General features: G+C 54.7%; 20 protein-coding genes. 12 read left to right on the top strand and 8 right to left on the bottom strand.

Going from position 1 to position 25,027, the window contains the following annotated elements:
• Positions 1-156 precede the first annotated feature (156 nt).
• The 6 genes from lptD to apaH are packed head-to-tail and all read left to right on the top strand — an operon-like array spanning position 157 to position 6,886.
• A complete protein-coding gene (gene lptD / locus IMQ56_RS13230) occupies positions 157-2,508 on the top strand; it encodes an LPS assembly protein LptD (RefSeq protein ID WP_017383802.1) in 2,352 nt (783 codons plus the stop codon).
• Between the two features lie 53 nt (positions 2,509-2,561).
• Entirely contained in the window at positions 2,562-3,848 is a 1,287-nt protein-coding gene (gene surA / locus IMQ56_RS13225; RefSeq protein ID WP_017383803.1) for a peptidylprolyl isomerase SurA, read from the top strand.
• On the top strand, positions 3,845-4,834 hold the full coding sequence (pdxA, locus tag IMQ56_RS13220) for a 4-hydroxythreonine-4-phosphate dehydrogenase PdxA (RefSeq protein ID WP_026080650.1): 990 nt from the start codon (positions 3,845-3,847) through the stop codon (positions 4,832-4,834). The genes surA and pdxA overlap by 4 nt, the downstream gene beginning before the upstream one ends.
• Positions 4,831-5,652 (top strand): 16S rRNA (adenine(1518)-N(6)/adenine(1519)-N(6))-dimethyltransferase RsmA, encoded by an 822-nt coding sequence (gene rsmA, locus IMQ56_RS13215; protein ID WP_003856423.1) that lies wholly within the window; start codon positions 4,831-4,833, stop codon positions 5,650-5,652. The genes pdxA and rsmA overlap by 4 nt, the downstream gene beginning before the upstream one ends.
• A 3-nt stretch (positions 5,653-5,655) precedes the next feature.
• Positions 5,656-6,033, top strand: a complete 378-nt coding sequence (gene apaG / locus IMQ56_RS13210; protein WP_003856425.1) for a Co2+/Mg2+ efflux protein ApaG — start codon at positions 5,656-5,658, stop codon at positions 6,031-6,033.
• Between the two features lie 4 nt (positions 6,034-6,037).
• Entirely contained in the window at positions 6,038-6,886 is an 849-nt protein-coding gene (gene apaH, locus IMQ56_RS13205; RefSeq protein WP_015572649.1) for a bis(5'-nucleosyl)-tetraphosphatase (symmetrical) ApaH, read from the top strand.
• A 39-nt stretch (positions 6,887-6,925) separates the two neighbouring features.
• On the opposite strand, the gene folA is transcribed toward apaH, so the two are convergent.
• The 3 genes from folA to kefF form a co-directional block, all read right to left on the bottom strand.
• The gene (gene folA, locus IMQ56_RS13200) at positions 6,926-7,405 is read right to left on the bottom strand and encodes a type 3 dihydrofolate reductase (RefSeq protein WP_003856431.1); all 480 of its coding nucleotides are present in this window, start codon (positions 7,403-7,405) and stop codon (positions 6,926-6,928) included.
• Between the two features lie 114 nt (positions 7,406-7,519).
• Positions 7,520-9,385 (bottom strand): glutathione-regulated potassium-efflux system protein KefC, encoded by a 1,866-nt coding sequence (gene kefC / locus IMQ56_RS13195; protein WP_015572648.1) that lies wholly within the window; start codon positions 9,383-9,385, stop codon positions 7,520-7,522.
• Positions 9,378-9,908 carry a glutathione-regulated potassium-efflux system oxidoreductase KefF gene (kefF, locus tag IMQ56_RS13190; RefSeq protein WP_017383806.1) on the bottom strand — a complete coding sequence of 177 codons (531 nt, stop codon included), beginning with the start codon at positions 9,906-9,908 and terminating at the stop codon, positions 9,378-9,380. The genes kefC and kefF overlap by 8 nt, the downstream gene beginning before the upstream one ends.
• Before the next feature lie 371 nt (positions 9,909-10,279).
• On the opposite strand from kefF, the gene IMQ56_RS13185 reads away from it, so the two are divergent.
• Positions 10,280-13,291 (top strand): autotransporter outer membrane beta-barrel domain-containing protein, encoded by a 3,012-nt coding sequence (locus tag IMQ56_RS13185; protein ID WP_196064053.1) that lies wholly within the window; start codon positions 10,280-10,282, stop codon positions 13,289-13,291.
• Between the two features lie 48 nt (positions 13,292-13,339).
• Here IMQ56_RS13185 and IMQ56_RS13180 read toward each other — a convergent pair whose 3' ends face one another.
• The 5 genes from IMQ56_RS13180 to IMQ56_RS13160 form a co-directional block, all read right to left on the bottom strand.
• Positions 13,340-13,573, bottom strand: a complete 234-nt coding sequence (locus IMQ56_RS13180) for a YgdI/YgdR family lipoprotein (RefSeq protein WP_003856439.1) — start codon at positions 13,571-13,573, stop codon at positions 13,340-13,342.
• Between the two features lie 140 nt (positions 13,574-13,713).
• On the bottom strand, positions 13,714-16,938 hold the full coding sequence (gene carB, locus IMQ56_RS13175) for a carbamoyl-phosphate synthase large subunit (protein WP_017694535.1): 3,225 nt from the start codon (positions 16,936-16,938) through the stop codon (positions 13,714-13,716).
• Positions 16,939-16,956: 18 nt separating this feature from the next.
• The gene (gene carA, locus IMQ56_RS13170) at positions 16,957-18,105 is read right to left on the bottom strand and encodes a glutamine-hydrolyzing carbamoyl-phosphate synthase small subunit (protein ID WP_196064052.1); all 1,149 of its coding nucleotides are present in this window, start codon (positions 18,103-18,105) and stop codon (positions 16,957-16,959) included.
• Between the two features lie 454 nt (positions 18,106-18,559).
• Positions 18,560-19,381: a 4-hydroxy-tetrahydrodipicolinate reductase gene (gene dapB / locus IMQ56_RS13165; RefSeq protein ID WP_196064051.1), complete on the bottom strand. Its 822-nt coding sequence runs from the start codon at positions 19,379-19,381 to the stop codon at positions 18,560-18,562.
• Between the two features lie 132 nt (positions 19,382-19,513).
• On the bottom strand, positions 19,514-20,521 hold the full coding sequence (locus IMQ56_RS13160) for a LacI family DNA-binding transcriptional regulator (RefSeq protein WP_017694536.1): 1,008 nt from the start codon (positions 20,519-20,521) through the stop codon (positions 19,514-19,516).
• Between the two features lie 187 nt (positions 20,522-20,708).
• Between IMQ56_RS13160 and IMQ56_RS13155 the strand changes: the two genes are divergently transcribed.
• The 5 genes from IMQ56_RS13155 to IMQ56_RS13135 are packed head-to-tail and all read left to right on the top strand — an operon-like array spanning position 20,709 to position 25,013.
• Complete coding sequence (locus IMQ56_RS13155; protein ID WP_015572641.1) at positions 20,709-22,451, top strand: class I mannose-6-phosphate isomerase; 1,743 nt, start codon at positions 20,709-20,711, stop codon at positions 22,449-22,451.
• A 2-nt stretch (positions 22,452-22,453) separates the two neighbouring features.
• Entirely contained in the window at positions 22,454-22,882 is a 429-nt protein-coding gene (locus tag IMQ56_RS13150; RefSeq protein WP_017383812.1) for a PTS fructose transporter subunit IIA, read from the top strand.
• A gap of 10 nt (positions 22,883-22,892) precedes the next feature.
• Positions 22,893-23,387, top strand: coding sequence for a PTS sugar transporter subunit IIB (locus IMQ56_RS13145; protein ID WP_015572639.1), 495 nt, complete (start codon positions 22,893-22,895; stop codon positions 23,385-23,387).
• 10 nt (positions 23,388-23,397) lie between these two features.
• A complete protein-coding gene (locus IMQ56_RS13140; protein ID WP_015572638.1) occupies positions 23,398-24,195 on the top strand; it encodes a PTS sugar transporter subunit IIC in 798 nt (265 codons plus the stop codon).
• Positions 24,195-25,013 carry a PTS system mannose/fructose/sorbose family transporter subunit IID gene (locus IMQ56_RS13135; protein ID WP_015572637.1) on the top strand — a complete coding sequence of 273 codons (819 nt, stop codon included), beginning with the start codon at positions 24,195-24,197 and terminating at the stop codon, positions 25,011-25,013. The genes IMQ56_RS13140 and IMQ56_RS13135 overlap by 1 nt, the downstream gene beginning before the upstream one ends.
• Positions 25,014-25,027: the final 14 nt, after the last annotated feature.

Below are 25,027 nucleotides of genomic sequence, written 5' to 3'. Positions count from 1 at the left end.
TATAATTTGCATTATCATACTCGTCATTCGATAGCGAGCCTAACACTCTGGCGCGCAAACGGGCAGGATTAACGCTGGTACTGCGCTGATGAGTAAGATAGTCTCTGAGCGTTTGTAAGCCGTAGCCACTGATGACGGAACAATAAAATACAACGTATGAAAAAACGTATCCCCACCCTTCTGGCCACAATGATTGGCACCGCCCTGTATAGCCAACAGGGGCTCGCAGCCGATCTCGCCTCGCAGTGTATGCTTGGCGTCCCAAGTTACAATCGCCCACTGGTGAAAGGCGATACGAATGACTTACCCGTCACCATTAATGCCGACAGCGCAAAAGGTAATTATCCTGACAATGCGACCTTTACGGGCAATGTCGATATTAACCAGGGAAACAGTCGCCTGCTTGCTGACGAAGTGCAATTGCACCAGAAGCAACCGGAAGGTGCTCAGGCGCCTGTCCGTACGGTGGATGCGCTGGGTAATGTGCACTATGACGACAATCAGGTCATCCTGAAAGGTCCGAAAGCCTGGTCGAATCTGAATACCAAAGACACCAACGTCTGGGAAGGTGATTACCAGATGGTCGGTCGTCAGGGGCGCGGTACCGCGGACCTGATGAAGCAGCGCGGCGAAAACCGCTACACCATTCTCGAAAACGGCACGTTTACCTCCTGTTTGCCAGGGTCAAATACCTGGAGCGTTGTGGGCAGTGAAGTGATCCACGACCGTGAAGAACAGGTTGCAGAGATCTGGAACGCCCGTTTTAAACTCGGCCCGGTGCCCATTTTCTATAGCCCTTACCTGCAACTGCCTGTGGGTGACAAACGTCGTTCAGGTTTCCTGATCCCGAACGCCAAGTACAGCACGTCGAACTACTTTGAGTTCTACCTGCCGTACTACTGGAACATTGCGCCCAACATGGACGCCACGATCACGCCGCACTATATCCATAAGCGCGGTAACATCATGTGGGAGAACGAATTCCGCTATCTGACCAAGGCGGGCGCGGGTCTGATGGAATTTGATTATCTGCCATCAGATAAGGTGTTCCAGGACGAGCATCCGAGCGAAGGTGATAAGCACCGCTGGATGTACTACTGGAAGCACGCCGGGGTATTGGATCAGGTGTGGCGTTTCAACATCGACTACACCAAAGTCAGCGATCCGTATTACTTCAACGACTTTGATTCTAAATACGGCTCCAGTACCGACGGTTACGCCACGCAGAAATTCAGCGTGGGCTACGCCATTGAGAACTTTGACGCGACGGTGTCGACCAAACAGTTCCAGGTATTTGATACACAATCGCGTAGTACCTATGGTGCCGAGCCGCAGCTGGACGTGAACTGGTACCAGAACGATGTGGGTCCTTTCGACACGCGCGTTTATGCTCAGGCGGTCCATTTCGTCAACACCAACTCGGATATGCCGGAATCAACGCGTCTGCATATCGAGCCGACGATCAATCTGCCGTGGTCAAACGACTGGGCGAGCCTGAATACCGAAGCTAAGCTGATGGCCACCCACTACCAGCAGAAAAATCTGGACTGGTATAACAAACGCTATGGCACCGATCTTGAAGAGTCGGTAAACCGTACGCTTCCGCAATTCAAAATGGACGGGAAGCTGATCTTCGAACGTGATATGGGCCTTCTCGCCGATGGATACACCCAGACGCTTGAGCCGCGTATGCAGTATCTGTACGTGCCTTATCGCGATCAGAGCAAAATTCAAAACTACGACTCTTCCTTCCTGCAATCAGACTACAGCGGCCTGTTCCGTGACCGTACCTACGGCGGGCTTGACCGTATTGCGTCTGCTAACCAGTTAACGACTGGCGTCACAACGCGCGTATATGATGATGCTGCCGTTGAACGTTTTAACGTTTCTGTTGGTCAAATCTACTATTTCACCGAGTCTCGTACCGGTGATGACGACATTAACTGGGAGAAAGACAACAAAACGGGCTCACTGGTATGGGCGGGCGACACCTACTGGCGCATGACGGATCGTTGGGGTCTGCGCGGTGGTGTTCAGTACGATACACGACTGGACAATATCGCGACGGGCAGCGCAGCCATCGAATACCGTCGTGATGAAGACCGCATGTTGCAGTTGACGTACCGTTACGCCAGCCCGGAGTATATCCAGGCGACGCTGCCAAACTATGCGAATACAGACCAATACAAAGACGGTATTTCACAGGTGGGTACCGCCGCGAGCTGGCCGATCGCCGATCGTTGGTCAGTCGTCGGGGCCTACTACTATGACACGAATGCCCAAAAACCTGCTGACCAGATGCTGGGTCTGCAATACAACTCCTGCTGTTACGCAATACGTGTCGGTTACGAACGCAAACTTAACGGCTGGGATACGCAAAACAGTCAGGGCAAATATGATAACGTGATCGGCTTTAATATCGAGTTGCGCGGCCTGAGTTCTAACTACGGTCTGGGCACGCAGCAGATGCTGCGCTCGAACATTCTGCCGTATCGTAGTTCATTGTAATGTGCTTGATTTACAACGTAATCCGCTTTGCGGTTAATTGAAATGGAAAAAGTATGAAGAACTGGAAAACGCTGCTACTCGGTGTCGCTATGGTTGCGAATACCAGCTTCGCGGCCCCACAGGTTGTCGATAAAGTCGCGGCTGTGGTTAACAACGGCGTCGTGCTTGAAAGTGACGTTGACGGTTTGATGAAATCTGTAAAGCTCAACTCGGGCGAAGCAGGTCAACAGCTTCCGGATGACGCTACGCTGCGCCACCAGATCCTGGAGCGTCTGATCATGGATCAGATTGTTCTTCAGATGGGCCAGAAAATGGGCGTGACGATCTCTGACGAGCAGCTCGATCAGGCGATCGCCAACATTGCAAAGCAGAACAACATTACCCCGGATCAGATGCGTAGCCGCCTGGCCTATGACGGCATCAGCTATGCCACCTACCGTAATCAGATCCGTAAAGAGATGCTGATTTCAGAAGTGCGTAACAATGAAGTCCGTCGCCGCGTCACCATCCTGCCTCAGGAAGTGGATGCCCTGGCAAAACAGGTAGGGAATCAGAATGATGCCAGCACTGAGCTTAACCTGAGCCACATCCTGATCCCACTGCCGGAAAACCCAACCTCCGATCAGGCGGCTGAGGCGGAAAGCCAGGCGCGCGCTATCGTTGAGCAGGCGCGTAATGGCGATGACTTCGGCAAGCTGGCGATCACCTATTCCGCTGACCAGCAGGCGCTGAAAGGCGGCCAGATGGGCTGGGGCCGTATTCAGGAGCTGCCATCCCTGTTTGCCCAGGCGCTGAGCACGGCGAAGAAAGGCGACATCGTCGGTCCAATCCGTTCCGGTGTGGGCTTCCACATTCTGAAAGTGAATGACCTGCGCGGCCAGAGCCAGAACATTTCGGTTACCGAAGTACATGCGCGTCATATCCTGCTTAAGCCGTCTCCGATCATGACTGACGATCAGGCTCGTGCGAAGCTGGAACAGATCGCCGCAGACATCAAGAGCGGTAAAACCACCTTCGATAAAGCGGCAAAAGAGTTCTCTCAGGATCCTGGCTCTGCAAACCAGGGCGGTGACCTGGGTTGGGCGGCAGCGGATATTTACGATCCGGCTTTCCGCGATGCGTTAATGAAGCTGAATAAAGGCCAGATGAGCGCGCCGGTGCACTCCTCCTTCGGCTGGCATCTGATCCAGCTGATGGACACGCGCAACGTGGATAAAACCGACGCGGCGCAGAAAGACCGTGCGTATCGCATGCTGTTTAACCGTAAGTTCTCTGAAGAAGCCGCAACCTGGATGCAGGAACAACGCGCCAGCGCTTACGTAAAAGTGTTGAGCAACTGATGAAACCGCATCGTGTTGTGATCACCCCCGGCGAACCCGCCGGGATTGGGCCTGACCTTGTGGTTCAGCTCGCCCAGCGCAGCTGGCCGGTAGAGTTGGTTGTCTGCGCAGATGCAACACTGTTACAAGACCGGGCAGCTTTGCTCGGTCTGCCTTTAACGCTCCTCCCTTACGTTGAAGGCCAACAGCCCGCACCGCAGCAGGCGGGTACTCTCACCCTGCTTTCTGTTCCGCTCCGTGCGCCTGTTGTCCCCGGTGAGTTACACACCGAAAACGGCCACTACGTCGTCGAGACGCTGGCGCGCGCCTGTGACGGTTGCCTTCAGGGCGAATTTGCCGCCCTGATCACCGGTCCGGTGCATAAAGGCGTGATCAATGACGCGGGCATTCCGTTTACCGGGCATACCGAATTTTTCGAAGAGCGTTCGCACAGCCCGAAAGTGGTGATGATGCTGGCAACCGAAGCAATGCGCGTTGCGCTGGTAACAACGCACCTGCCGATCAAAGCCATTCCGGATGCCATTACGCCTGAACTCTTGCGTGAGATCATTGGCATTTTGCATCACGATCTGCAAACCAAATTCGGCATTCCGCAGCCGCATGTGCTGGTTTGCGGCCTGAATCCGCACGCGGGTGAGGGCGGACATATGGGCACCGAAGAGATCGACACCATCATTCCGGTGCTTGAGGAGATGCGGGCGAAGGGGATGAACCTCAGCGGGCCTCTGCCTGCCGACACCCTTTTCCAGCCCAAATACCTGGATAATGCCGACGCCGTACTCGCGATGTACCACGATCAGGGTCTGCCCGTGCTAAAATACCAGGGCTTTGGCCGCGGGGTGAATATCACCCTCGGTTTACCCTTTATTCGAACGTCCGTTGACCACGGTACTGCGCTGGATCTGGCAGGCCAGGGAAAAGCGGATGTCGGCAGTTTTATTACGGCGCTTAATCTCGCCATCAAAATGATTGTTAATACTCAATGACTAATCGAGTCCATCAGGGCCACTTAGCCCGTAAACGCTTCGGGCAAAACTTCCTCAACGATCAGTTTGTGATCGACAGTATCGTTTCTGCCATTAATCCGCAGAAAGGTCAGGCCATGGTCGAAATCGGCCCGGGTCTTGCCGCGCTGACCGAGCCGGTAGGCGAACGCCTCGACGAACTGACCGTTATCGAACTCGACCGCGATCTGGCCGCGCGTCTGCAAACGCACCCGTTCCTCGGGCCGAAGCTGACGATTTATCAGCAGGATGCGATGACCATGAACTTTGGCGAACTGTCAGAAAAAATGGGACAGCCGCTGCGCGTGTTCGGTAACCTGCCGTACAACATCTCCACCCCGCTGATGTTCCATCTGTTTAGCTATACTGATGCCATTGCCGACATGCACTTCATGTTGCAAAAAGAGGTCGTTAACCGTCTGGTTGCAGGGCCGAACAGTAAAGCGTATGGTCGTTTAAGCGTGATGGCGCAATATTACTGCAACGTGATCCCGGTATTAGAAGTACCGCCTTCCGCATTCACGCCACCGCCAAAGGTAGATTCTGCGGTTGTGCGCCTGGTGCCACATAAAACGATGCCGTACCCGGTCAAAGACCTGCGCGTGCTGAGCCGTATCACGACAGAAGCCTTTAACCAGCGCCGTAAAACGATTCGTAACAGCCTTGGCAATCTGTTTACCGTTGACGTATTAGCTGAGTTGGGCATCGACCCGGCAATGCGTGCGGAAAATATTTCCGTAGAGCAGTACTGCAAGCTGGCTAATTACATCAGCGACAATGCGCCGCCGAAGGAGAGCTAAGCCATGATTGATTCGCCCCGCGTCTGTGTTCAGGTTCAAAGCGTCTACATTGAGTCCCAATCCACACCGGATGAAGAACGTTTTGTCTTTGCTTATACCGTAACCATTCGCAATCTGGGGCGGATGCCTGTGCAACTGCTCGGGCGCTACTGGCTTATCACCAACGGCAATGGCCGTGAAATTGAAGTCCAGGGCGAAGGCGTGGTCGGTGAACAACCCCATATCGCCCCTGGCGAAGAGTATCAGTACACCAGCGGCGCGGTAATTGAAACGCCGCTGGGTACCATGCAAGGCCATTATGAAATGGTCGATGCCGACGGCAATGCTTTCCGCATTGCTATTCCCGTATTCCGTCTCGCCGTACCTACACTTATTCATTAATCTAATGTCTACATATCTGATTGGCGACGTTCACGGTTGCTACGATGAACTGATCGCATTATTAAAACAGGTCGACTTCACCCCCGGGCAGGACACGCTCTGGCTGACGGGCGACTTAGTGGCGCGCGGTCCCGGTTCCCTGGACGTCCTCCGCTATGTCAAATCGCTGGGTGACAGCGTGCGCATGGTGCTGGGCAACCACGATCTGCATCTGCTGGCCGTATACGCCGGGATCAGCCGTAATAAGCCGAAAGATCGCATTACCCCCCTGCTGGAAGCACCGGATGCCGATGAGTTGCTCAACTGGCTGCGTCGCCAGCCACTGCTACAGATTGACGAAGAGAAAAAACTGGTGATGGCGCATGCCGGCATCACGCCTCAGTGGGATCTTGAGACGGCAAAAACCTGCGCGCGCGACGCCGAAGCGGTGCTGGCGAGCGACTCCTACCCGTTCTTCCTTGATGCGATGTACGGCGACATGCCAAATAACTGGAGTGATGACCTCAGCGGCCTGGCACGACTGCGTTTTATCACCAATGCTTTTACGCGGATGCGCTACTGCTTCCCGAACGGGCAACTGGATATGTATTGCAAAGATACGCCTGAAAATGCCCCTGCGCCGCTTAAGCCATGGTTTGCGATTCCGGGCCCCGTGACAAACGAATACAGTGTGGTATTTGGACACTGGGCATCGCTGGAAGGAAAAGGCACCCCGGAAAATATCTATGCGCTGGATACCGGATGCTGCTGGGGCGGGGATTTAACCTGCTTACGCTGGGAAGATAAAACTTACTTTGTGCAGCCATCCAACCGACAGCTGGACTTAGGCGAGGGTGAGGCAGTCGCCTCCTGAAGATGTTTATCCTCTCCCTTCGGGGAGAGGATAAAACCGTTAACGACGTTCCAGAATTTCGAAGCAGTAGCTGTGTGAGTTCTGCGCATCCGCATCGTGAAACTCACTGAATACGGACTCCCACTCGTCCGGATCGTAATCCGGGAAATGGGTATCCCCTTCCACTTCCGCATCAATGTGCGTCAGATACAGTTTCTGCGCTTTAGGCAGGAACTGCTCATACACACGCCCCCCGCCGATCACCATGATCTCTTCGGCATCGCCGCAGGCGGCAATGGCTTCATCAACGGACTTAACCCACTGAACGCGATCGTCAGTGCCCGGCTGGCTACTGATCACAATATTCTTACGACCCGGCAGTGGACGACCAATCGACTCCCAGGTCAGGCGGCCCATCACTACCGGCTTGTTTAACGTAGTACGTTTAAACCATGCGAGATCGGCAGGCAGGTTCCACGGCATGGCGTTTTCCATGCCGATAACGCGGTCTACCGCCAGCGCTGCAATCAGACTGATCATTGAAAATTTCCCGGATGCAAAAAATTGCCGCCACTATACGGAAAGCTTAATCTTTCGTCGACTGGCGGCAGGGTAAAGAATTAGAAATTTTTTAATATTGCTGGCAACTCCACTTCACGCAGAGGGTTTACTCTCCGGTTCATCCGCAGGATCACCAGTATGCTTGCCCTCTTCCGTTCCTTGCCAGCCGTGGCGCTGAACCAGCGACAGATGATTACGATCCTCGTTGATGATCTCCGTCAGCATGGTGCTGGTGCGTTTAAACACCGCAGCGCGTTCGGTTGCCGTACTGCTCGCCATCGCCACCATCTCTTCCACCATCTCATGATTAAAACGGCGGAACAGATCGGCACGCTCACGTGCCTCATACGCGCCAAGCCCCAGGCTTTCCAGCGCCATGCGGCCAGATTTGAGCGCCCCTTCGAAGGTTTCACGTTCAGGGGCTGCCACACCCGCCTGACGCAGCTGGATGTAGTGATCCACATCGCGCGCACGGGAGATAATGGTCAGATGCGGAAAATGCTCTTTAACCAGCTCAACCATCTGCATACTGGTCTCTGGATCGTCAATGGCATTAATCAACACCTCGGCTTTCGCCGCCCCGGCGGATTCCAGCAGATCAACTCGCGTCGCATCACCGTAAAACACTTTCATATCGAATTTACGCAGCGTATCGACATGGTCAGGATCGTGATCGAGGATAACCATTTTGACTCCGCTGGAGAGCAGTAAACGGCCAGTAATCTGCCCGAAGCGGCCAAATCCGGCGATGATCACCCGCGGCTGCTCCTCGTCGATCTCATCGGCTTCTCGCTCCTGTTCGCTTCCCGTTTTTTCCAGACGCGTCAGCAGCACCAGCAGGATCGGCGTTGCGGCCATCGACAGCGCAACCGCCAGCGTCAGCGCTTTTGCCCATTCCGGATCAAGTACATTTGCCATCTGCGCTGCGCCAAAGACAACGAAAGCAAACTCACTCCCCTGCCCCAGCAGCACGGCAAACCAGCGGCGTTGCGGTTTTGGCACATTTAACGGGCGGGCAATCAGCCACAGCATCGCCATTTTAATGACCAGGAAACCCACCAGCAGAATGATGATGCGCAGCGGATGGGTTACCAGCGTCCCGAAGTCGATAGACATCCCGACGCCGATGAAAAACAGCCCCAGCAGCAATCCTTTAAACGGCTCGATATCGCTTTCCAGCGCGTGACGGTATTCGGAGCTTGCCAGTAAGACCCCCGCGAGGAAGGCGCCCATTGCCATCGACAGCCCGGCCTCTTCCAGCAGCAATCCAAAACCAAACACCAGGAATAACGCAACGGCGCTGAATACTTCGCGCAGGCCAGAGCGAGCAACAAAGCGCAGCAGCGGACGCGTTACGTAGCGACCAAGCAGAACAACCAGCGCCAGCGCACCGGCAACCTTCAGCGCTGATAAGGCAAATGCCCCCAGCGTCGTTGATGCGCCGCTGGTTGCCAGCAGCGGGATCATCGCCACCAGCGGGATGGCGGCAATATCCTGGAACAACAGTACGGAGAAGGTGCTGCGCCCCATTTGCGACACCGTCAGATTACGCTCGTTCATTGCCTGCATGGCAATCGCCGTCGAGGAGAGCGCCAGCGTCATGCCGATCAGCTCTGCGACTTTCCACTCCATCCCCAGCAGAATGCAGAACCCGCCCAACAGCAGACCGCAGGCCAGCATTTGCAGGGCGCCTCCGCCAAACACCGAGGCGCGCAGTTTCCACAGCCGCTGCGGATCCAGCTCCAGACCAATCACAAACAGCATCAGCACCACGCCGATCTCCGCAAAATGCAGGATCGACTCGGCATCCGTCACCAGCCGAAAGCCCCAGGGGCCAATCACACACCCGGCAATCAGATAGCCGAGCACCGAGCCCAGCCCCAGACGAACCGCCACGGGCACAATTAATGCCGCCGCGCCGAGGTAAATCAGCGCCTGTATCAGCGTATGGCTATCCATTGTGCGTCTCCTGCCACTCAAGTAAACGTTGTTTGTAGTGACGAGCCTGCGCCTGCAAGGTTTCATCGTCGCAGACAAAGGTACAGTGCATCGCAAAAGGCGGAAGCCAGTTCAGACCGCAGTAAAGGGCAGTAGCCTGGAGCGGCTGCGCCAGCACGTCAAATCCGGGGAAGGCGCCAATCTCAAAGTGGCTTTCCCCCCCGCCGGTGGTAACAGCCCACATCAGGCTTTTGCCCTGAAGCGCGTTGCCGTTGTGTCCATATGCCCAACCGTGGGAGAAAACTTTGTCGATCCACAATTTCAGCAGCGGAGGCGTGCTGTACCACTGCATCGGATGCTGCCAGACGATCAGATCGGCACGGGAGAGCGCCTCCTGTTCGGCAGCGACATCGATATTGAAATCAGGGTAGAGTTGATAGAGGGAACGTATCTCTACGTTTTCAAGCGTCCTTGCCTGCTCAAGCATCCGCTTATTCGCATGCGAGTGCTGCGGATAGGGGTGCGCATAAATTATCAGAATCATGTATATGCCCGTCTTTTACTTTTCTTGTAGCAATGAGTGTAGACAGTTACCACCCCGACTTAAAGGAGTCATCTTACGCTTCAAAGTAAATCGCAAGTATTGGCAATCATCACCAGCTTAACAGCGATTACGGCGCTAAAGAAAGAAAACGACGCGTACGACAAATTCATGCCGCAAAATAATAGTAACAACTCATATTGCCAACAGATATTTTTAGAGGACCTTAAGTCATTCTTTAATAAAACAGTCTGTACATAACCCATTGAAAAAATAATAATTTTACGCTCTTTGTTTTGAGCTCATTATTTAGGCGATCGATATACGTTTCACACACGTGTCGAATATTCCTTCTCACTCAAATGGATGTGTACATGAGCAACAAACCCTCCCAATTAAATAATACAACCAAAACTCTGGGAAAGATATTTCCTGCCTTGTTGATATGCACCCCTGCGGTTGCGTTTTCTGCAACGATTGACCAATCAACTTCTGTTCCTCAAGATTTCTCAGCCGATGCTGAATATGTTATTAATAAAGACGTGACGATATCTTCCGCAGATAGTGAAGCGGCGGTATCTGTCACTGGGTTTACTATCAATAATATCACTAACGAAGGGAATATTTCCGGTAGGGAAACTGGCCTGGATATAAATACTGCCGCGCAACGTGTTGTGGTGAATAACGAGGAAGGTGCCGCCATCACATCGAAATCGGCTACAGCTATTAGTATTGAATCAATGCAAGGTGAAATTAGCAACCGTGGGAATATAACCGCTTTTGAGGATGGTATATTCGTTAGTGAAAACTCATCGGCTGTAAGTATTTCAAATAGCACAACCGGAGTTATTAAAGGTAAAACTGGCCTGAACGCACTTGCAGGCGTTGCCATTAATAATGCGGGTACGATCACTGGCACAGCGAATGATGGAATCGCTCTGAGCGAGGGTAACACTAAGGTCATAAATACTGGTAACGTGCAGGGTGCGCAATACGGTTTTAATGTAACGAATAATGCAAAAGTAGATATCACGAATAGCGGAACGATTAGTGGTGATACAGCCGCTGTTATGTTTGCCAGCAATAAAAATAACACCCTGGTGCTTGATACGGGTTCCACTCTTATCGGTGACGTTATTTCCACCAATTCCACGGGAAACACTCTCACCCTGATCGGCACCGGTACGGAAGACAGTAACTTTGTGGGTCTGAACGAAGGCGACGGTTTTGCCAGTATAAAAATGATGGGCGAAAATTGGGCGCTGTCGGGCGATCTCGATATTATTGGCTCTGGCGATTCCTTGCTGATAGACACGGGCGCGTTAACCCTGTCAGGCGCGGTATCGAATACCGGTAATACTCGGGTGGCCAAAGATGCTTCGTTGCAACTGGGCGATGGCGAAAAAACCGCGACCCTCAGCGGTGGGCTCACCAACAACGGTACCGTCATTTTTAACCAGGGAAGCGATTTCACTTTCGCCACCGACATGACCGGTAGCGGTAACGTCGAAAAAGTTGATTCCAACACCCTGACCCTGACGGGCAAAAATAGCTATACAGGGGATACGGTTCTGCACGGCGGCACCACGCTGGTCTCCACCGGCGCAACGCTCGGCGTCAAGGGCAGTAACGCCACCGTTACCGTTGAAAATGGCGCGACCTTTGCCACCGCAGGCGAAGTGAACAACAACATCGCGGTTCTTAGCGGCGGTACGCTGGCGGCATGGAATGCAGTCCAGGGTAACTCCACGCTCAGCGCTTCCGGCGTCGATACCATCAACGGCAACGTGACTAATGGCGGCACGCTGTTACTCAGTGCGGCTAATAATAGCGTTGGCAATAATTTTACGATTAATGGCGACTACACCGGCTCTGACGGTAGCCAGATCGTGATGAACAGCACCCTGGGTGAAGATAATTCACCAACTGATCACCTCACTATTACGGGCAGCAGCTTCGGTCAGTCCGGCATCAGCATCACCAACATTGGCGGCGCAGGCGCGCAAACCATTAACGGTATGGAAATTGTCAGCATCGGCGGCAGTTCCGAAGCCCAACTGACGCTGGCAAAACCGGTCGTCGCAGGCGCCTGGGAATATAACCTCTACCAGCACAGTGACGGCAACTGGTATCTGGAATCAAAGGCGACGCCTTCTGATGAGCATTCCGACGACACCGATGACGGTGGCAATACTGATGATGGCGATAACACCGATGATGGTGGCAACACCGACAATGGCGGCAACACCGATAACGGTGGCAACACCGACAACGGCGGCAACACCGACAACGGCGGCAACACCGACAACGGCGGTAACACCGATAACGGCGGCAACACCGATAACGGCGGCAACACCGACAACGGCGGCAACACCGATAACGGCGGCAGCACCGATAACGGCGGCAACACCGATAACGGCGGCAACACTGACAACGGCGGTAACAATGCTCCGGAAGTCATGGCACCTGAAGTGGGTGCTTACTTAGGTAACTACCTTGCCGCACAGAGCATGTTCCTGCATAAGCGTGACGATCGCGACCAGATCACCTTCCGCAATGAAGACGACCTGAACACCTGGATGTACGTTAAGGGTCGCTATCACGAGAACGATGCGGGTGGCGATAAAGTCAGCTACGACACCACCACCACCGTACTGCAAGTCGGCAGCGATTTCATGAGCAAGCCAATGGATAACGGCATCCTGCGTGCTGGCGGGATGTTCGGTGCAGGCCAGGCGAAGACCCACTCTGATGCAAAGCACAACGTACGTGACGCACAGGGTAAGGTTGATGGCTTCAATGTTGGGCTGTACGCCACCTGGCAGGAAGATCAGAAATTACGTCTGGGCAGCTACGTTGATACCTGGGCCGCTTACAGCTGGTACAACAACAACGTCACCAGCAATCGCAACGATGAAGACTACGATAGTGAAGGTTTCGCCGCGTCTGTTGAAGTCGGCCACGCGTGGATAATCCAGTCTGAAAATGAACGCACCTGGAAGATCGAGCCGCAGGCGCAGGTGATCTACAGCTATCTCGATCAGGAAAATCATACCGATCGCGACGGCGTACGCGTCACTACCCTTGACAATGACAGCGTCTTTGGTCGTCTCGGCATTAAAGCAAGCTACTTCCAGCAGAAGGACGTCAAGGCCTGGCAGCCGTACGTTGCGGTTAACTGGTTGAAAGGTGCAGGTCAAAACGATCTGGCATTCAACGACGAGACCGTCAGCAACGATACGCCGGAAGATCGTGGTCAGTTAGAGTTGGGCTTAACCGGCAACCTGAACGAAACCACGACGATCTCCCTGCGTGCCAGCGGCGAGTGGGGTGAAAACAGCTATGCCGCCTACGGCGGTCATATTTTGTTAAACCATCGCTGGTAATCGATCATCCTGAAGCAAAAAAGCAGTGGCATGTGCCACTGCTTTTTTTTAGTTATCCAGCTCGCCCATTGATTTAACCTGGTCACGGTTAATCTGTTCAGTTTGACCGGTTTCGGCGTTTTTGTACGATACCAGACCGGTATCGTCATCCACCTGCGGTTTCCCGTCAGTAACAATCGTTTTGCCATCGGTGGTTTTTACGGCCTGATTGGACGAACAGCCCGCCACGGTGAACATTGCGGTGGCAGCCAGAACGGAAGCGATCAGTAGTTTATTTTGCATGGTGTATTCCCCTGCTCTCAGTTGAATTTTCGTTATCGACCTAACTATTTTAGGCTAACTGACTGAAAGCGGATGAAAAACCAGAAGGTTCTTAAGATGGGAAAATTGCCCGGTAACCGGATGGCACCGGGCAATGTGTGTTACTTGCTAATCTGAGCGTGCATTTCCTGCACCGAAATCACCTTCTCGGTGGCATCCGCATTCAGCGCCATGGCCGTCGCGAAACCGCCGTTCAGGGTGGTGTCGTAATGCACTTTGTACTGGAGCGCGCTGCGGCGAATCAGTTTGGAGTCTTCAATCGCCTGGCGACCTGCGGTGGTGTTAATGATGTAGGTGTACTCGCCATTCTTAATGCGGTCCTGAATGTGCGGACGACCTTCATGCACTTTGTTCACCAGACGCGGGTTGATACCCGCTTCACCCAACACAATCGCCGTACCGTGAGTGGCGTCCAGCTCGAAGCCCTGTTTCAGCAGCTTGGCAGCCAGGTCAACCACGCGCTCTTTATCGCCTTCGCGAACGGAGAGCAGCGCACGGCCAGATTTTCTCATGGTGGAGCTACTGCCCAGCTGCGCTTTCGCAAACGCTTCTGCGAAGGTACGGCCAACGCCCATCACTTCCCCGGTAGAGCGCATCTCTGGCCCTAACAGCGGGTCAACGCCCGGGAATTTGTTGAACGGCAGTACCACCTCTTTCACCGAGTAGTACGGCGGGATAATTTCTTTCGTGACGCCCTGCTGAGCCAGCGTCTGGCCAGCCATCACGCGCGCCGCCACTTTCGCCAGCGGAATACCGGTCGCTTTGGAGACGAACGGTACGGTACGCGCCGCACGCGGGTTGACTTCAATCAGATAGACTTCGTTGTCTTTTACCGCGAACTGAACGTTCATCAGGCCGCGAACCTGGAGCTCGAAGGCTAGCTTCTGCACCTGCTGGCGCATCACGTCCTGAATCTCCTGGCTCAGGGTGTACGCTGGCAGAGAACAGGCGGAGTCACCGGAGTGCACGCCCGCCTGCTCGATGTGCTCCATGATGCCGCCAATCAGCACCCTTTCGCCGTCGCAGATGGCATCCACGTCGACTTCAACCGCGTCGTCGAGGAAGCGGTCGAGCAGCACAGGCGCATCGTTGGAAACGCTCACCGCCGTCTGGAAGTAGCGACGCAGGTCCGCTTCGTCGTAGACGATTTCCATCGCGCGGCCGCCCAGTACGTAGGATGGACGCACCACCAGCGGGTAGCCGATCTCTTTCGCTTTCTCAACGGCCATTTCAATTGCGGTCACGGTGGCGTTCGCCGGCTGTTTCAGTTTGAGACGGTCAACCGCCTGCTGGAAACGCTCGCGGTCTTCCGCACGGTCAATCGCATCCGGGCTGGTGCCGATAACCGGCACACCTGCTGCTTCCAGCGCGCGCGCCAGCTTCAGCGGAGTCTGGCCGCCATACTGCACGATCACGCCTTTTGGCTTCTCGATGCGCACGATTTCCAGCACGTCTTCCAGGGTGACCGGCTCGAAGTAGAGGCGGTCGGAAGTGTCGTAGTCGGTCGAGACGGTTTCCGGGTTACAGTTGACCATAATGGTCTCGTAACCGTCTTCGCGCAGCGCCAGTGAGGCGTGTACGCAGCAGTAGTCAAACTCGATGCCCTGGCCGATACGGTTTGGACCGCCGCCCAGCACCATAATCTTGTCGCGGTCGACGGACGGGTTCGCTTCGCACTCCTCTTCATAGGTGGAGTACATATATGCGGTATCGGTCGAGAATTCAGCCGCACAGGTGTCCACGCGCTTGTAGACCGGGTGCAGGTCGTACTGGTCGCGCAGCTTGCGGATTTCCGCTTCACGCACGCCCGCCAGCTTAGCCAGACGCGCATCGGCGAAGCCTTTACGCTTCAGCATGCGCAGGAAGTCTGCGTCCAGGCCGTTGATGCCCAGCTCCGCCACTTTCTCTTCCAGACGCACCAGCTCTTCAATCTGCACCAGGAACCAGCGGTCAATGTTAGTCAGGTTAAATACGCCGTCGACGGACAGGCCCGCGCGGAAGGCATCGGCAATGTACCAGATACGCTCTGCGCCCGCGTCTTTCAGCTCGCGGCGGATTTTGGTCAGTGCTTCCGGGTCGTCCAGGCTGACTTTCGGGTCAAAGCCGGTCGCGCCCACTTCCAGGCCGCGCAGCGCTTTTTGCAGGGATTCCTGCTGCGTGCGGCCAATCGCCATGACTTCACCAACGGATTTCATCTGGGTAGTCAGACGGTCGTTGGCGCCAGCGAATTTCTCGAAGTTAAAGCGTGGAATTTTAGTCACAACGTAGTCGATGGACGGTTCGAAGGACGCTGGCGTGCGGCCACCGGTGATATCGTTCATCAGCTCGTCAAGGGTGTAACCCACTGCCAGTTTCGCCGCCACTTTCGCAATCGGGAAACCGGTGGCTTTGGAGGCCAGCGCGGAGGAACGGGACACGCGCGGGTTCATTTCGATAACAATCAGACGGCCGGTTTTCGGGTTCACCGAGAACTGCACGTTAGAGCCGCCGGTTTCCACGCCGATTTCACGCAGTACCGCCATCGAGGCGTTACGCATGATTTGGTACTCTTTGTCGGTCAGCGTCTGAGCTGGCGCAACGGTGATGGAGTCACCGGTGTGGATCCCCATCGCGTCGAAGTTTTCGATGGAGCAGACGATGATGCAGTTGTCGTTTTTATCACGCACCACTTCCATCTCGTACTCTTTCCAGCCAATCAGCGATTCATCAATCAGCAGCTCTTTGGTTGGGGAGAGATCCAGGCCGCGCTCGCAAATTTCTTCAAACTCTTCGCGGTTGTAGGCAATACCGCCGCCGGTGCCGCCCATGGTGAAGGAAGGACGGATGATGCACGGATAACCCACTTCAGCCGCAACGGCCAGCGCTTCTTCCATATTGTGCGCGATACCGGAACGTGCGGTATCAAGGCCAATTTTTTTCATTGCCACGTCGAAGCGGCGACGGTCTTCTGCTTTATCAATCGCGTCGGCGGTCGCACCGATCATGGTCACGCCGAACTCTTCCAGCACGCCCTGACGCTCCAGCTCCAGCGCACAGTTCAGCGCCGTCTGGCCGCCCATGGTCGGCAGCACCGCGTCCGGACGCTCTTTCTCGATAATTTTGCGTACCACTTCCCAGTGAATCGGCTCGATGTAGGTCGCATCCGCCATTTCCGGGTCGGTCATGATGGTGGCCGGGTTAGAGTTTACCAGGATGACACGGTAACCCTCTTCACGCAGGGCTTTACACGCCTGCGCGCCGGAGTAGTCGAATTCGCAGGCCTGGCCGATGACAATCGGGCCAGCGCCAAGGATCAGGATGCTTTTTATGTCTGTACGTTTTGGCATGGTCTTCTCAGCTCCTGATTATTTAGCGGTCTTACGGTATTGCTCGATAAGTTCGATGAAGTGATCGAACAGCGGCGCGGCATCGTGAGGGCCCGGGCTGGCTTCAGGGTGGCCCTGGAAGCTGAACGCAGGCTTATCGGTGCGATGGATACCCTGCAAGGTACCATCGAACAGTGACTTATGCGTCACGCGCAGGTTAGACGGCATCGTCGCTTCATCCACAGCGAAGCCGTGGTTCTGCGCGGTGATCATCACCGTGTTGTTGTCGATATCTTTCACCGGGTGGTTACCACCGTGGTGGCCAAACTTCATCTTGACGGTGTTCGCTCCGCTCGCCAGCGCCAGCAGCTGATGGCCGAGACAGATGCCGAATACCGGGATGTCGGTTTCAAGGAAGGACTTGATGGCGTCGATAGCGTAGTCGCACGGCGCCGGGTCGCCAGGACCGTTAGAGAGGAAGATGCCGTCCGGGTTCATCTTCAGAACATCTTCAGCAGAGGTTTTCGCCGGAACCACCGTCAGGCGGCAGCCACGGTCAACCAGCATACGCAGGATGTTGCGCTTGGAGCCAAAATCATAGGCCACCACGTGGAACGGCAGCTCGCTTTCCGGTTTCGCTTCCGGCAGGTCGCCTTCCAGCGTCCAGCTTCCCTGCGTCCAGCTGTAGGCTTCAGCGGTGGTCACTTCTTTCGCCAGGTCCATACCGTTCAGTCCCGGGAAGGCTTTCGCTTTTTCCAGCGCCAGCGTCGCATCGAGGTTATCCCCTGCGATGATACAACCGTTTTGTGCACCCTTCTCGCGCAGCAGACGCGTCAGCTTACGGGTATCGATATCGGCAATCGCCACAATGTTGTGGCGCTTCAGGTAAGAAGAGAGGTCTTCGGTGTTGCGGAAGTTGCTGGCAATCAGCGGCAGGTCGCGAATGACCAGGCCTTGCGCATGTACCTGAGAGGATTCTTCGTCAGCCGCATTGGTGCCGACATTGCCGATATGAGGATAAGTAAGAGTAACGATTTGGCGAGAATAGGAAGGATCAGTGAGGATTTCTTGATAACCGGTCATTGAAGTATTGAAAACGACTTCCCCAACCGCCGAACCCGTTGCCCCTATGGCCCGACCGATAAACTGGGTTCCGTCTTCCAGAACCAATAGCGCTGACTTAATCAAAACACCCTCCAGAGAATATTCACTCACTTTATTTGCATATTAATTCATAACCATGTCATGGATCAATGCAAATGTGTTGCCAGCGGATTTTTGGCAAACGGCGGCATTCTGGGGATTTGCCATGTAAAAGTCAACTTAAAACGGGAGTTTTGTATATTCTTTTGCAAGCCTGGAGGTCTGAACTCAGATTAAGCGGCAAAAAGATCAACTAAATCACTGTGGAAACCGCTTGCGTATGCAGTTTAATAGAAAGAAACGTCTTGCAGGAATAAAAAGTGGACCAAATGGTCAAAATTTACAGTTCAACAACAGAAATTATCGAGAAAACACTTACTTTAAATCAGTTAGACACAATAAACACCCCAAACAGACAAAATAAAAGGGCAATAAAATATTGCCCTATGCAATCAATTAATTACGACTGCAATAACCACATCACGAAGGGTAATAATGCTTACAAATTGTTGAGTTCGAGGACATCTCGCATATCAAAAAGACCATTACACTTACCTTTCAGCCACAATGCCGAACGTACCGCCCCGTTTGCAAATGTCATGCGGCTGGATGCTTTATGAGTGATTTCGATCCTTTCGCCAATATCGGCGAACATAGCGGTATGTTCACCGACGATATCACCCGCGCGAACGGTGGCAAACCCAATGGTGCCAGGCACGCGCTCGCCAGTGTGGCCTTCGCGAGAATAGACCGCGATGTCTTTCAAATCTTTATCCATTGCACACGCAATCGCTTCGCCCATTGCCAGCGCCGTGCCTGACGGAGCATCGACTTTGTGGCGATGGTGCGCTTCGACGATTTCAATGTCGGTGTATTCGCCCATCACCTTCGCCGCCTTCTCCAGCAGTTTCAGCATGACGTTTACCCCCACGCTAAAGTTTGCCGCAAAGACAATCGCAATCTCAGTGGACGCATCCTGAATGGCTTGCTTACCGACCTCGTCAAAACCGGTGGTGCCAATCACCATCCCTTTACCGTGCTGACGGCAAAACGCCAGGTGAGCCAACGTGCCTTCAGGGCGGGTAAAATCGATAAACACGTCAAAGTCTTCTTTCACCGCCTCAAGGCTGCTCTGCACGGTAACGCCCGTCTGACCTGCGCCTGCCAGCTCGCCTGCATCGGCTCCCAAAAGCGATGAACCTTCACGCTCCAGCGCCGCGCCAAGCGCCACGCCATCCATCTGTAGTGCCGCCTGAATCAGCTGACGGCCCATACGTCCGCCCGCGCCCGCAATGGCGACGCGGATCTGTGCATCATGCATAGTTATTCTCTTACGTTAAAATGATGTAAATCGTTTTCAGATTAACCAGCCTTTGCACAGGCTGCCACAGAAAACGCCGATAATTAGAATTTAATGATAAACAGGGTGAGATATCAGTGAAAGACATGATCGTCAGCGAAAACCACATGATTCCCGCACCACCAGCGCAGGCGGCAGAATGATTCGTTTGGCGGGTTCGTCGTTGCCCTGTATGCGGCTGTAAAGTAACTCCCCTGCCTTACGACCAATCTCTTTCGCCGCCACCGATACGGTGGTCAATGCGGGCTGCACCAGAGCCGCTTCGGTAATATCATCGAAACCGACCAGCGCAAAATCACATCCCGGCTCACGGCCCATCTTGCGTAAGCTTTGCATCACCCCCAGCGCCACAACATCCTGATAGCAAATTGCCGCACTGATGTGTGGATGCTCGAGAAGTAACGCCTCTGCCACGCGCGCGCCGTCGCTTTGGCTGGCGTGAGAGGTTCTGATCCAGGCAGGATTCGGCGTCACGCCGTATTCCAGCAGCTTGCTGGTAAAGCCCCCGATACGCTGCGCCCGAGAGCCCGAATTCTGACTCCCTCCAATGAACGCAATGTGCCGATGGCCCATTCTGAGCAGATGCTCCGTCGCCATCTGCGTGCCTAAGAAGTTATCCGTTCCGACAAAATCAAAATCCGGATCGTTCAGCGGGCGCACAACCATGATAGCCGGAATATTGCGCCGCTTCAGACCCTCAAAAAAGGCCTGGGGCGTTTCCCGAGCCGCACACAGCACCATACCGCCGACGTTATTACGCATCAGTGAATCAACAAATTTTTGCTGTCGCTCTGCCGATTCCTCGCTATTCGCCAGAAAAAGCATCAGCTCGTGGCGCTCCATTTCATGACTTAGCCCTGCCGTCATTTCGCTGTAAAAAGGGTTGGTGATATCGTGCAAGAGCAGCCCGACCTGGTTACTGCTGCGGTTACGTAAATTGGCTGCCGTCTGGTTATAGACATAGCCGGATTCATCCAGCGCCTTAAGCACACGTTCGCGCGTGCTTTGCGAAATGCGGCCTTTGTTGCAGAGCACCATCGAGACCGTCGCCGTTGACACGCCGGCGCGTTTCGCGACATCGGCCAGTGTAATTCCTGTCATGTTGTCTCCTTCATCATCACTACAGGTTAATCGAATAACCTGTTTTTTGCATTTTTCCCTGTGAGACTCTTCACATTACCGCTGTTGTTCTGGATTCGATTCGAATTAATGGCGGGTTAATCGCGTTAACCACTCTTCTCAAATACGGTTAATCGAATAACCTTAAATAACGATTACGGAGGATACAATGACAACCTACGACAAATTCCCCACGGTGGCGATACAGGGTTTTGATGACAGCGCCTGGCAAGGCTGGGAAGCAATAACCCGCGTTCTTGAGTCACAAACCCAACAGCGCAGCCGCACGGTGCTGGTGATTGACTGCTATCCGGGCGTGCGCATGACCGAGCTTGAAGAGAACGTGCTGCCGCGTCTACGCCCGACGCTGGCGATCAATGCTGAACAGGCGCGACGGGATGAGTGTGCCATTCATGAGATGCTGGCACGCAACCTCACAGACGATCGCGTCTTTGGCGTTCTCTCCTGCCACCAGCTTGGAGAGTTTTTCGATCCCGCGCGTCTGGAGGCGTTGCAGGTTCAGGTGAACCAGTGTTCCGGGGGGCTGATTGTGATCTACGGACCCGGTGCGACGCTTGTCCATCCGGGTGATGTGCTGGTGTATGCCGATCTGCCGCGCTGGGAGATCCAGCAGCGTATGCGCCGGGGTGAGACTGGGAACTGGGGCGCAGATAATCAGCAGGAAGATATGCTTCGTCGCTACAAGCGCGCCTTTTTTGTCGAATGGCGCGTCTTCGATCGCCACAAAACACCGCTGCTCAGGCGCACCGATTTTTTACTGGATACAACCCAGACGAACCAGCCCGCGATGGTCAGCGGCGAGGCCCTGCGAGCCGGGCTGAAGCAAACTACCACCCAGCCTTTCCGCGTGGCGCCCTTTTTCGATCCTGGCGTCTGGGGCGGCCAGTGGATGAAACAGCAATTCGATCTCGATCCCTCTGCACCCAATTACGCGTGGTGTTTTGACTGCGTGCCCGAGGAGAACAGCCTGTTACTGCGTTTTGGCGCAGTGCGGATCGAGATCCCCTCTCAGGATCTGGTTTTGCTTGAGCCCCGTGCTCTGCTGGGCGAGAAAGTTCACGCACGTTTCGGCGCGGAATTCCCGATCCGTTTTGACTTCCTCGACACCATGGGTGGCCAGAATCTGAGCTTCCAGGTCCACCCCATTACCGAGTACATCCAACAGCAGTTTGGGATGCACTATACCCAGGATGAGAGTTATTACATTCTGGAAGCGGAGCCGGGTGCCGTCGTCTATCTGGGGACCAAAACCGGCACAGACCCTGAGGCCATGATGGACGATCTCAGGCGCGCGGGTCGCGGTGAAAAACCGTTTGATGACGACCGCTTCGTTAATCAGATCCCGGCAAAAAAGCACGATCATTTCCTGATCCCGGCTGGGACGGTGCACTGCTCCGGCGCGGGAACCATGGTGCTGGAGATCAGCGCTACGCCGTATATTTTCACCTTCAAACTGTGGGACTGGGGCCGCCTGGGCCTGGACGGGCTGCCGCGCCCGGTACACCTGGAGCACGGTGAAAAGGTGATCGACTGGCAGCGCGACGCACAGTGGGTTCATCAGCATCTGGTGAATCAGTTCGAACCTGTCGCGGAAGGAAACGGCTGGCGTGAAGAGCGTACTGGCCTGCACGAGCGTGAATTTATCGAAACCCGCCGCCACTGGTTTAGCGAACCCGTTTTGCACCACACCGGCGGCGGCGTGAACGTGCTGAATCTGGTAGAGGGCGACGAAGCAATTGTCGACAGCCCAACCGGTGCATTTGAGCCGTTTACCGTCCATTACGCCGAAACCTTCATCATTCCGGCAAGCGTAGGTGACTATCGCATTTCACCTTCAGCCCGTGCTTCCGGACACCCCCTCGCGACTATCAAAGCCTGGGTAAGGAGCTAACGATGATTCATTTTATTGTCGCCACTCATGGGCCGTTAGCCGCCGCGCTGCTGGAGAGCGGCCGGATGGTATACGGCGAGCTCCCCGGCGTACACGCCATTTGTCTGACCGAACAGGCGGGAATAGAGGGCTTCCGGCAGGATTTCATCTCCACACTGGAAGCGGCAAGCGTCAACGCTGACGGCGTGCTGGTGCTGTGCGACATGCAAAGCGGCACGCCGTGGAACGTGGCCTGTGAGGCCGCGTTTAACCCACATACGCAGCCGCCGGTCGCCGTGGTGGCTGGAGTCAACTTCCCGATGCTGCTGCAAACCGATGAGGTGATGATGGCTCGCGATGTTCATCAGGCTGCCGGGCAGCTTATCGAACTTACTCTGCCGACGCTGGTACAGGCGAAACCGGCAGATACTGCACAGACAGACGATTTTTAAGGAGCCGCATATGAGTATTTCTTTTGTACGCATTGACGATCGCGTGATCCACGGGCAGCTCATTACACGCTGGGCCAGGGAGCTGCCCTGCGACGGCATCGTTGCCATTGACGATGCCGTTGCGGCCGATCCGCTGTTATCGTCGGTCATGAAAGGAGCCGTATCAGATACTAAAGTGTGGCTGTTCGATACGGCAACCGCGATCGAAAAACTGCCAAAAGTGATTGCCAGCGAAAAGCGCTATTTCGTGATTGGCAAATCTCCACTCACGCTACAGCGCATTGAGCAGGCGGGCATTAGCCTGAAAAACAGCAACGGAAAAATTAACGTGGGCCCGATGAGCGCCCGGGCTAACACGATCACCATCGGCCCGAATCAATCGGTAACCCAGGATGAAGCGGCGGCGTTCGAGTGGCTGACCGGGCAGGGACACGCGATTGAATTCCGCCTGGTTCCTGATGCCAGTTTTTATACCTGGCAGGATGCCAGACAAAAGCTGAAATAAGGAGCAGATCATGATTATCGAAGCGGCTTTAATTGGCCTGCTGTGTTATCTGGGCGCACTCAGTAGTCCGTGGCTTTTAGGGCTGACGGGCGGCTGGTATCTCATCTCCCGACCGCTCATTTCCGGGATGCTGGTTGGCCTGATCCTGGGCGATATCAAAACCGGGATTATGATTGGCGTAGCGGTGCAGGCGGTGTATATCGCAATGGTGACACCCGGCGGCTCGATGCCAGCAGATTTAAACTTTGTGGCTTATCCGGCCATTGCACTGGGAATACTTTCCGGCAAAGGACCTGAGGTTGCCGTCGCGCTGGCGGCGACTATTGGGATCGCCGGAACCATTCTCTTCAATGCGATGATGGTGCTGAACTCCTTCTGGAACCATCGTGCGGATGTGGCGCTGGAGAACGGCGACGAGCGCGGGATCTACCTCAACAGCGCCATCTGGCCGCAGGCGATGAATTTTGTGCTGCGCTTTGTGCCTACCTTTATCGCCGTCTTTTTTGGCGCACAGTACATTAGCGGGTTTATGGACAGCCTGCCGCACATCGTCCTCTCCACCATGAATGTGCTGGGCGGCATCTTGCCCGCCGTCGGTATTGCCATCCTGCTTAAGCAGATCATCAAAAGCTATACCATGCTCATCTACTTTCTGGTGGGCTTCGTTTGCATCGTTTTCCTGAAACTCAATATGGTCGCGCTGGTGATCGTGGGCGCCCTGCTGGCACTGATTCATTACAACTATAAACCCGAGGCACCGCAGGCCGTGGCTTCAGCACCTGTCCCTGACGACGAGGATGAATTCTGATGGAAGAACGTAAACTCACCCGCAAGGATCTGCGCCGCTGCTGGCGAGCGTGGATGATGCACAACCTCTCCTCAATGAGCTTTGAACGCCTTGAATCCTTCGGCTTTTGCCTGAGCATGCTGCCGGTCGCAAAAAAGCTCTATCCCGACCCGGTACAACGTACCGAGATGCTGCGCCGTCACGCGTCGTTCTACAACACGGAGCCACAGATTGGCGCGATCGTTAACGGTATGGCGCTGGGGCTGGAGGAGAAAAAAGCCAACGGCGAGCCGATTGACGGTGAAACCATAAATACCCTGAAGGTAGGCCTGATGGGGCCAATTGCCGGGATCGGCGATTCGATGATCCCCGGCATGCTGATCCCGATCCTGCTTAGCATTGGGATGGCGCTGGCGGCAGGCGGAAATATCCTCGGTCCACTGTTTTATACCGTTGCCTGGCTGGCCATTATTATCCCTGGCTCCTGGTTCCTGTTTCTGAAAGGCTACCAGATGGGATCTGGCTCCGTGGAGATGCTGGTCAGCAGCAAATCTACCCGGCTACGGGAAGCGCTCTCGCTACTGGGCGTATTTGTCATGGGCGGCGTGGCGGCCAGCTACGTGAAGCTCGGCACCGGGCTGGAGTTCATCACCCGGGACGGGGTTAACATTCACGTTCAGCAGATGCTGGACGGTATTTTCCCGCAGCTGCTTCCGCTGGCGGTGGTGCTGGGGACCTGGTATCTGATGGCAAAACGCGGCGTGTCGCCGGTAAAAGCCATGATATTGCTGCTTATACTTGCAGCGCTTGGCGTGGCGTCCGGTTTGTTTGCAGGATAAGAAAACCGGGGCAA

Origin of the sequence: Enterobacter sp. Res13-Sevr-PEC09-46 (assembly GCF_015672585.1) — a bacterium.
GTDB lineage: Bacteria > Pseudomonadota > Gammaproteobacteria > Enterobacterales > Enterobacteriaceae > Enterobacter > Enterobacter hormaechei_C.
This window is presented reverse-complemented; position numbering and strand designations above follow the sequence as displayed.

Excerpts from the sequence above, each read along its gene's own strand:
- lptD (WP_017383802.1), top strand. The coding sequence starts at position 157 with ATGAAAAAACGTATCCCCACCCTTCTGGCCACAATGATTGGCACCGCC.
- surA (WP_017383803.1), top strand. The coding sequence starts at position 2,562 with ATGAAGAACTGGAAAACGCTGCTACTCGGTGTCGCTATGGTTGCGAAT.
- rsmA (WP_003856423.1), top strand. The coding sequence starts at position 4,831 with ATGACTAATCGAGTCCATCAGGGCCACTTAGCCCGTAAACGCTTCGGG.
- apaG (WP_003856425.1), top strand. The coding sequence starts at position 5,656 with ATGATTGATTCGCCCCGCGTCTGTGTTCAGGTTCAAAGCGTCTACATT.
- apaH (WP_015572649.1), top strand. The coding sequence starts at position 6,038 with ATGTCTACATATCTGATTGGCGACGTTCACGGTTGCTACGATGAACTG.
- folA (WP_003856431.1), bottom strand. The coding sequence starts at position 7,405 with ATGATCAGTCTGATTGCAGCGCTGGCGGTAGACCGCGTTATCGGCATG.
- kefC (WP_015572648.1), bottom strand. The coding sequence starts at position 9,385 with ATGGATAGCCATACGCTGATACAGGCGCTGATTTACCTCGGCGCGGCG.
- kefF (WP_017383806.1), bottom strand. The coding sequence starts at position 9,908 with ATGATTCTGATAATTTATGCGCACCCCTATCCGCAGCACTCGCATGCG.
- IMQ56_RS13185 (WP_196064053.1), top strand. The coding sequence starts at position 10,280 with ATGAGCAACAAACCCTCCCAATTAAATAATACAACCAAAACTCTGGGA.
- IMQ56_RS13180 (WP_003856439.1), bottom strand. The coding sequence starts at position 13,573 with ATGCAAAATAAACTACTGATCGCTTCCGTTCTGGCTGCCACCGCAATG.
- carB (WP_017694535.1), bottom strand. The coding sequence starts at position 16,938 with ATGCCAAAACGTACAGACATAAAAAGCATCCTGATCCTTGGCGCTGGC.
- dapB (WP_196064051.1), bottom strand. The coding sequence starts at position 19,381 with ATGCATGATGCACAGATCCGCGTCGCCATTGCGGGCGCGGGCGGACGT.
- IMQ56_RS13160 (WP_017694536.1), bottom strand. The coding sequence starts at position 20,521 with ATGACAGGAATTACACTGGCCGATGTCGCGAAACGCGCCGGCGTGTCA.
- IMQ56_RS13155 (WP_015572641.1), top strand. The coding sequence starts at position 20,709 with ATGACAACCTACGACAAATTCCCCACGGTGGCGATACAGGGTTTTGAT.
- IMQ56_RS13150 (WP_017383812.1), top strand. The coding sequence starts at position 22,454 with ATGATTCATTTTATTGTCGCCACTCATGGGCCGTTAGCCGCCGCGCTG.
- IMQ56_RS13145 (WP_015572639.1), top strand. The coding sequence starts at position 22,893 with ATGAGTATTTCTTTTGTACGCATTGACGATCGCGTGATCCACGGGCAG.
- IMQ56_RS13140 (WP_015572638.1), top strand. The coding sequence starts at position 23,398 with ATGATTATCGAAGCGGCTTTAATTGGCCTGCTGTGTTATCTGGGCGCA.
- IMQ56_RS13135 (WP_015572637.1), top strand. The coding sequence starts at position 24,195 with ATGGAAGAACGTAAACTCACCCGCAAGGATCTGCGCCGCTGCTGGCGA.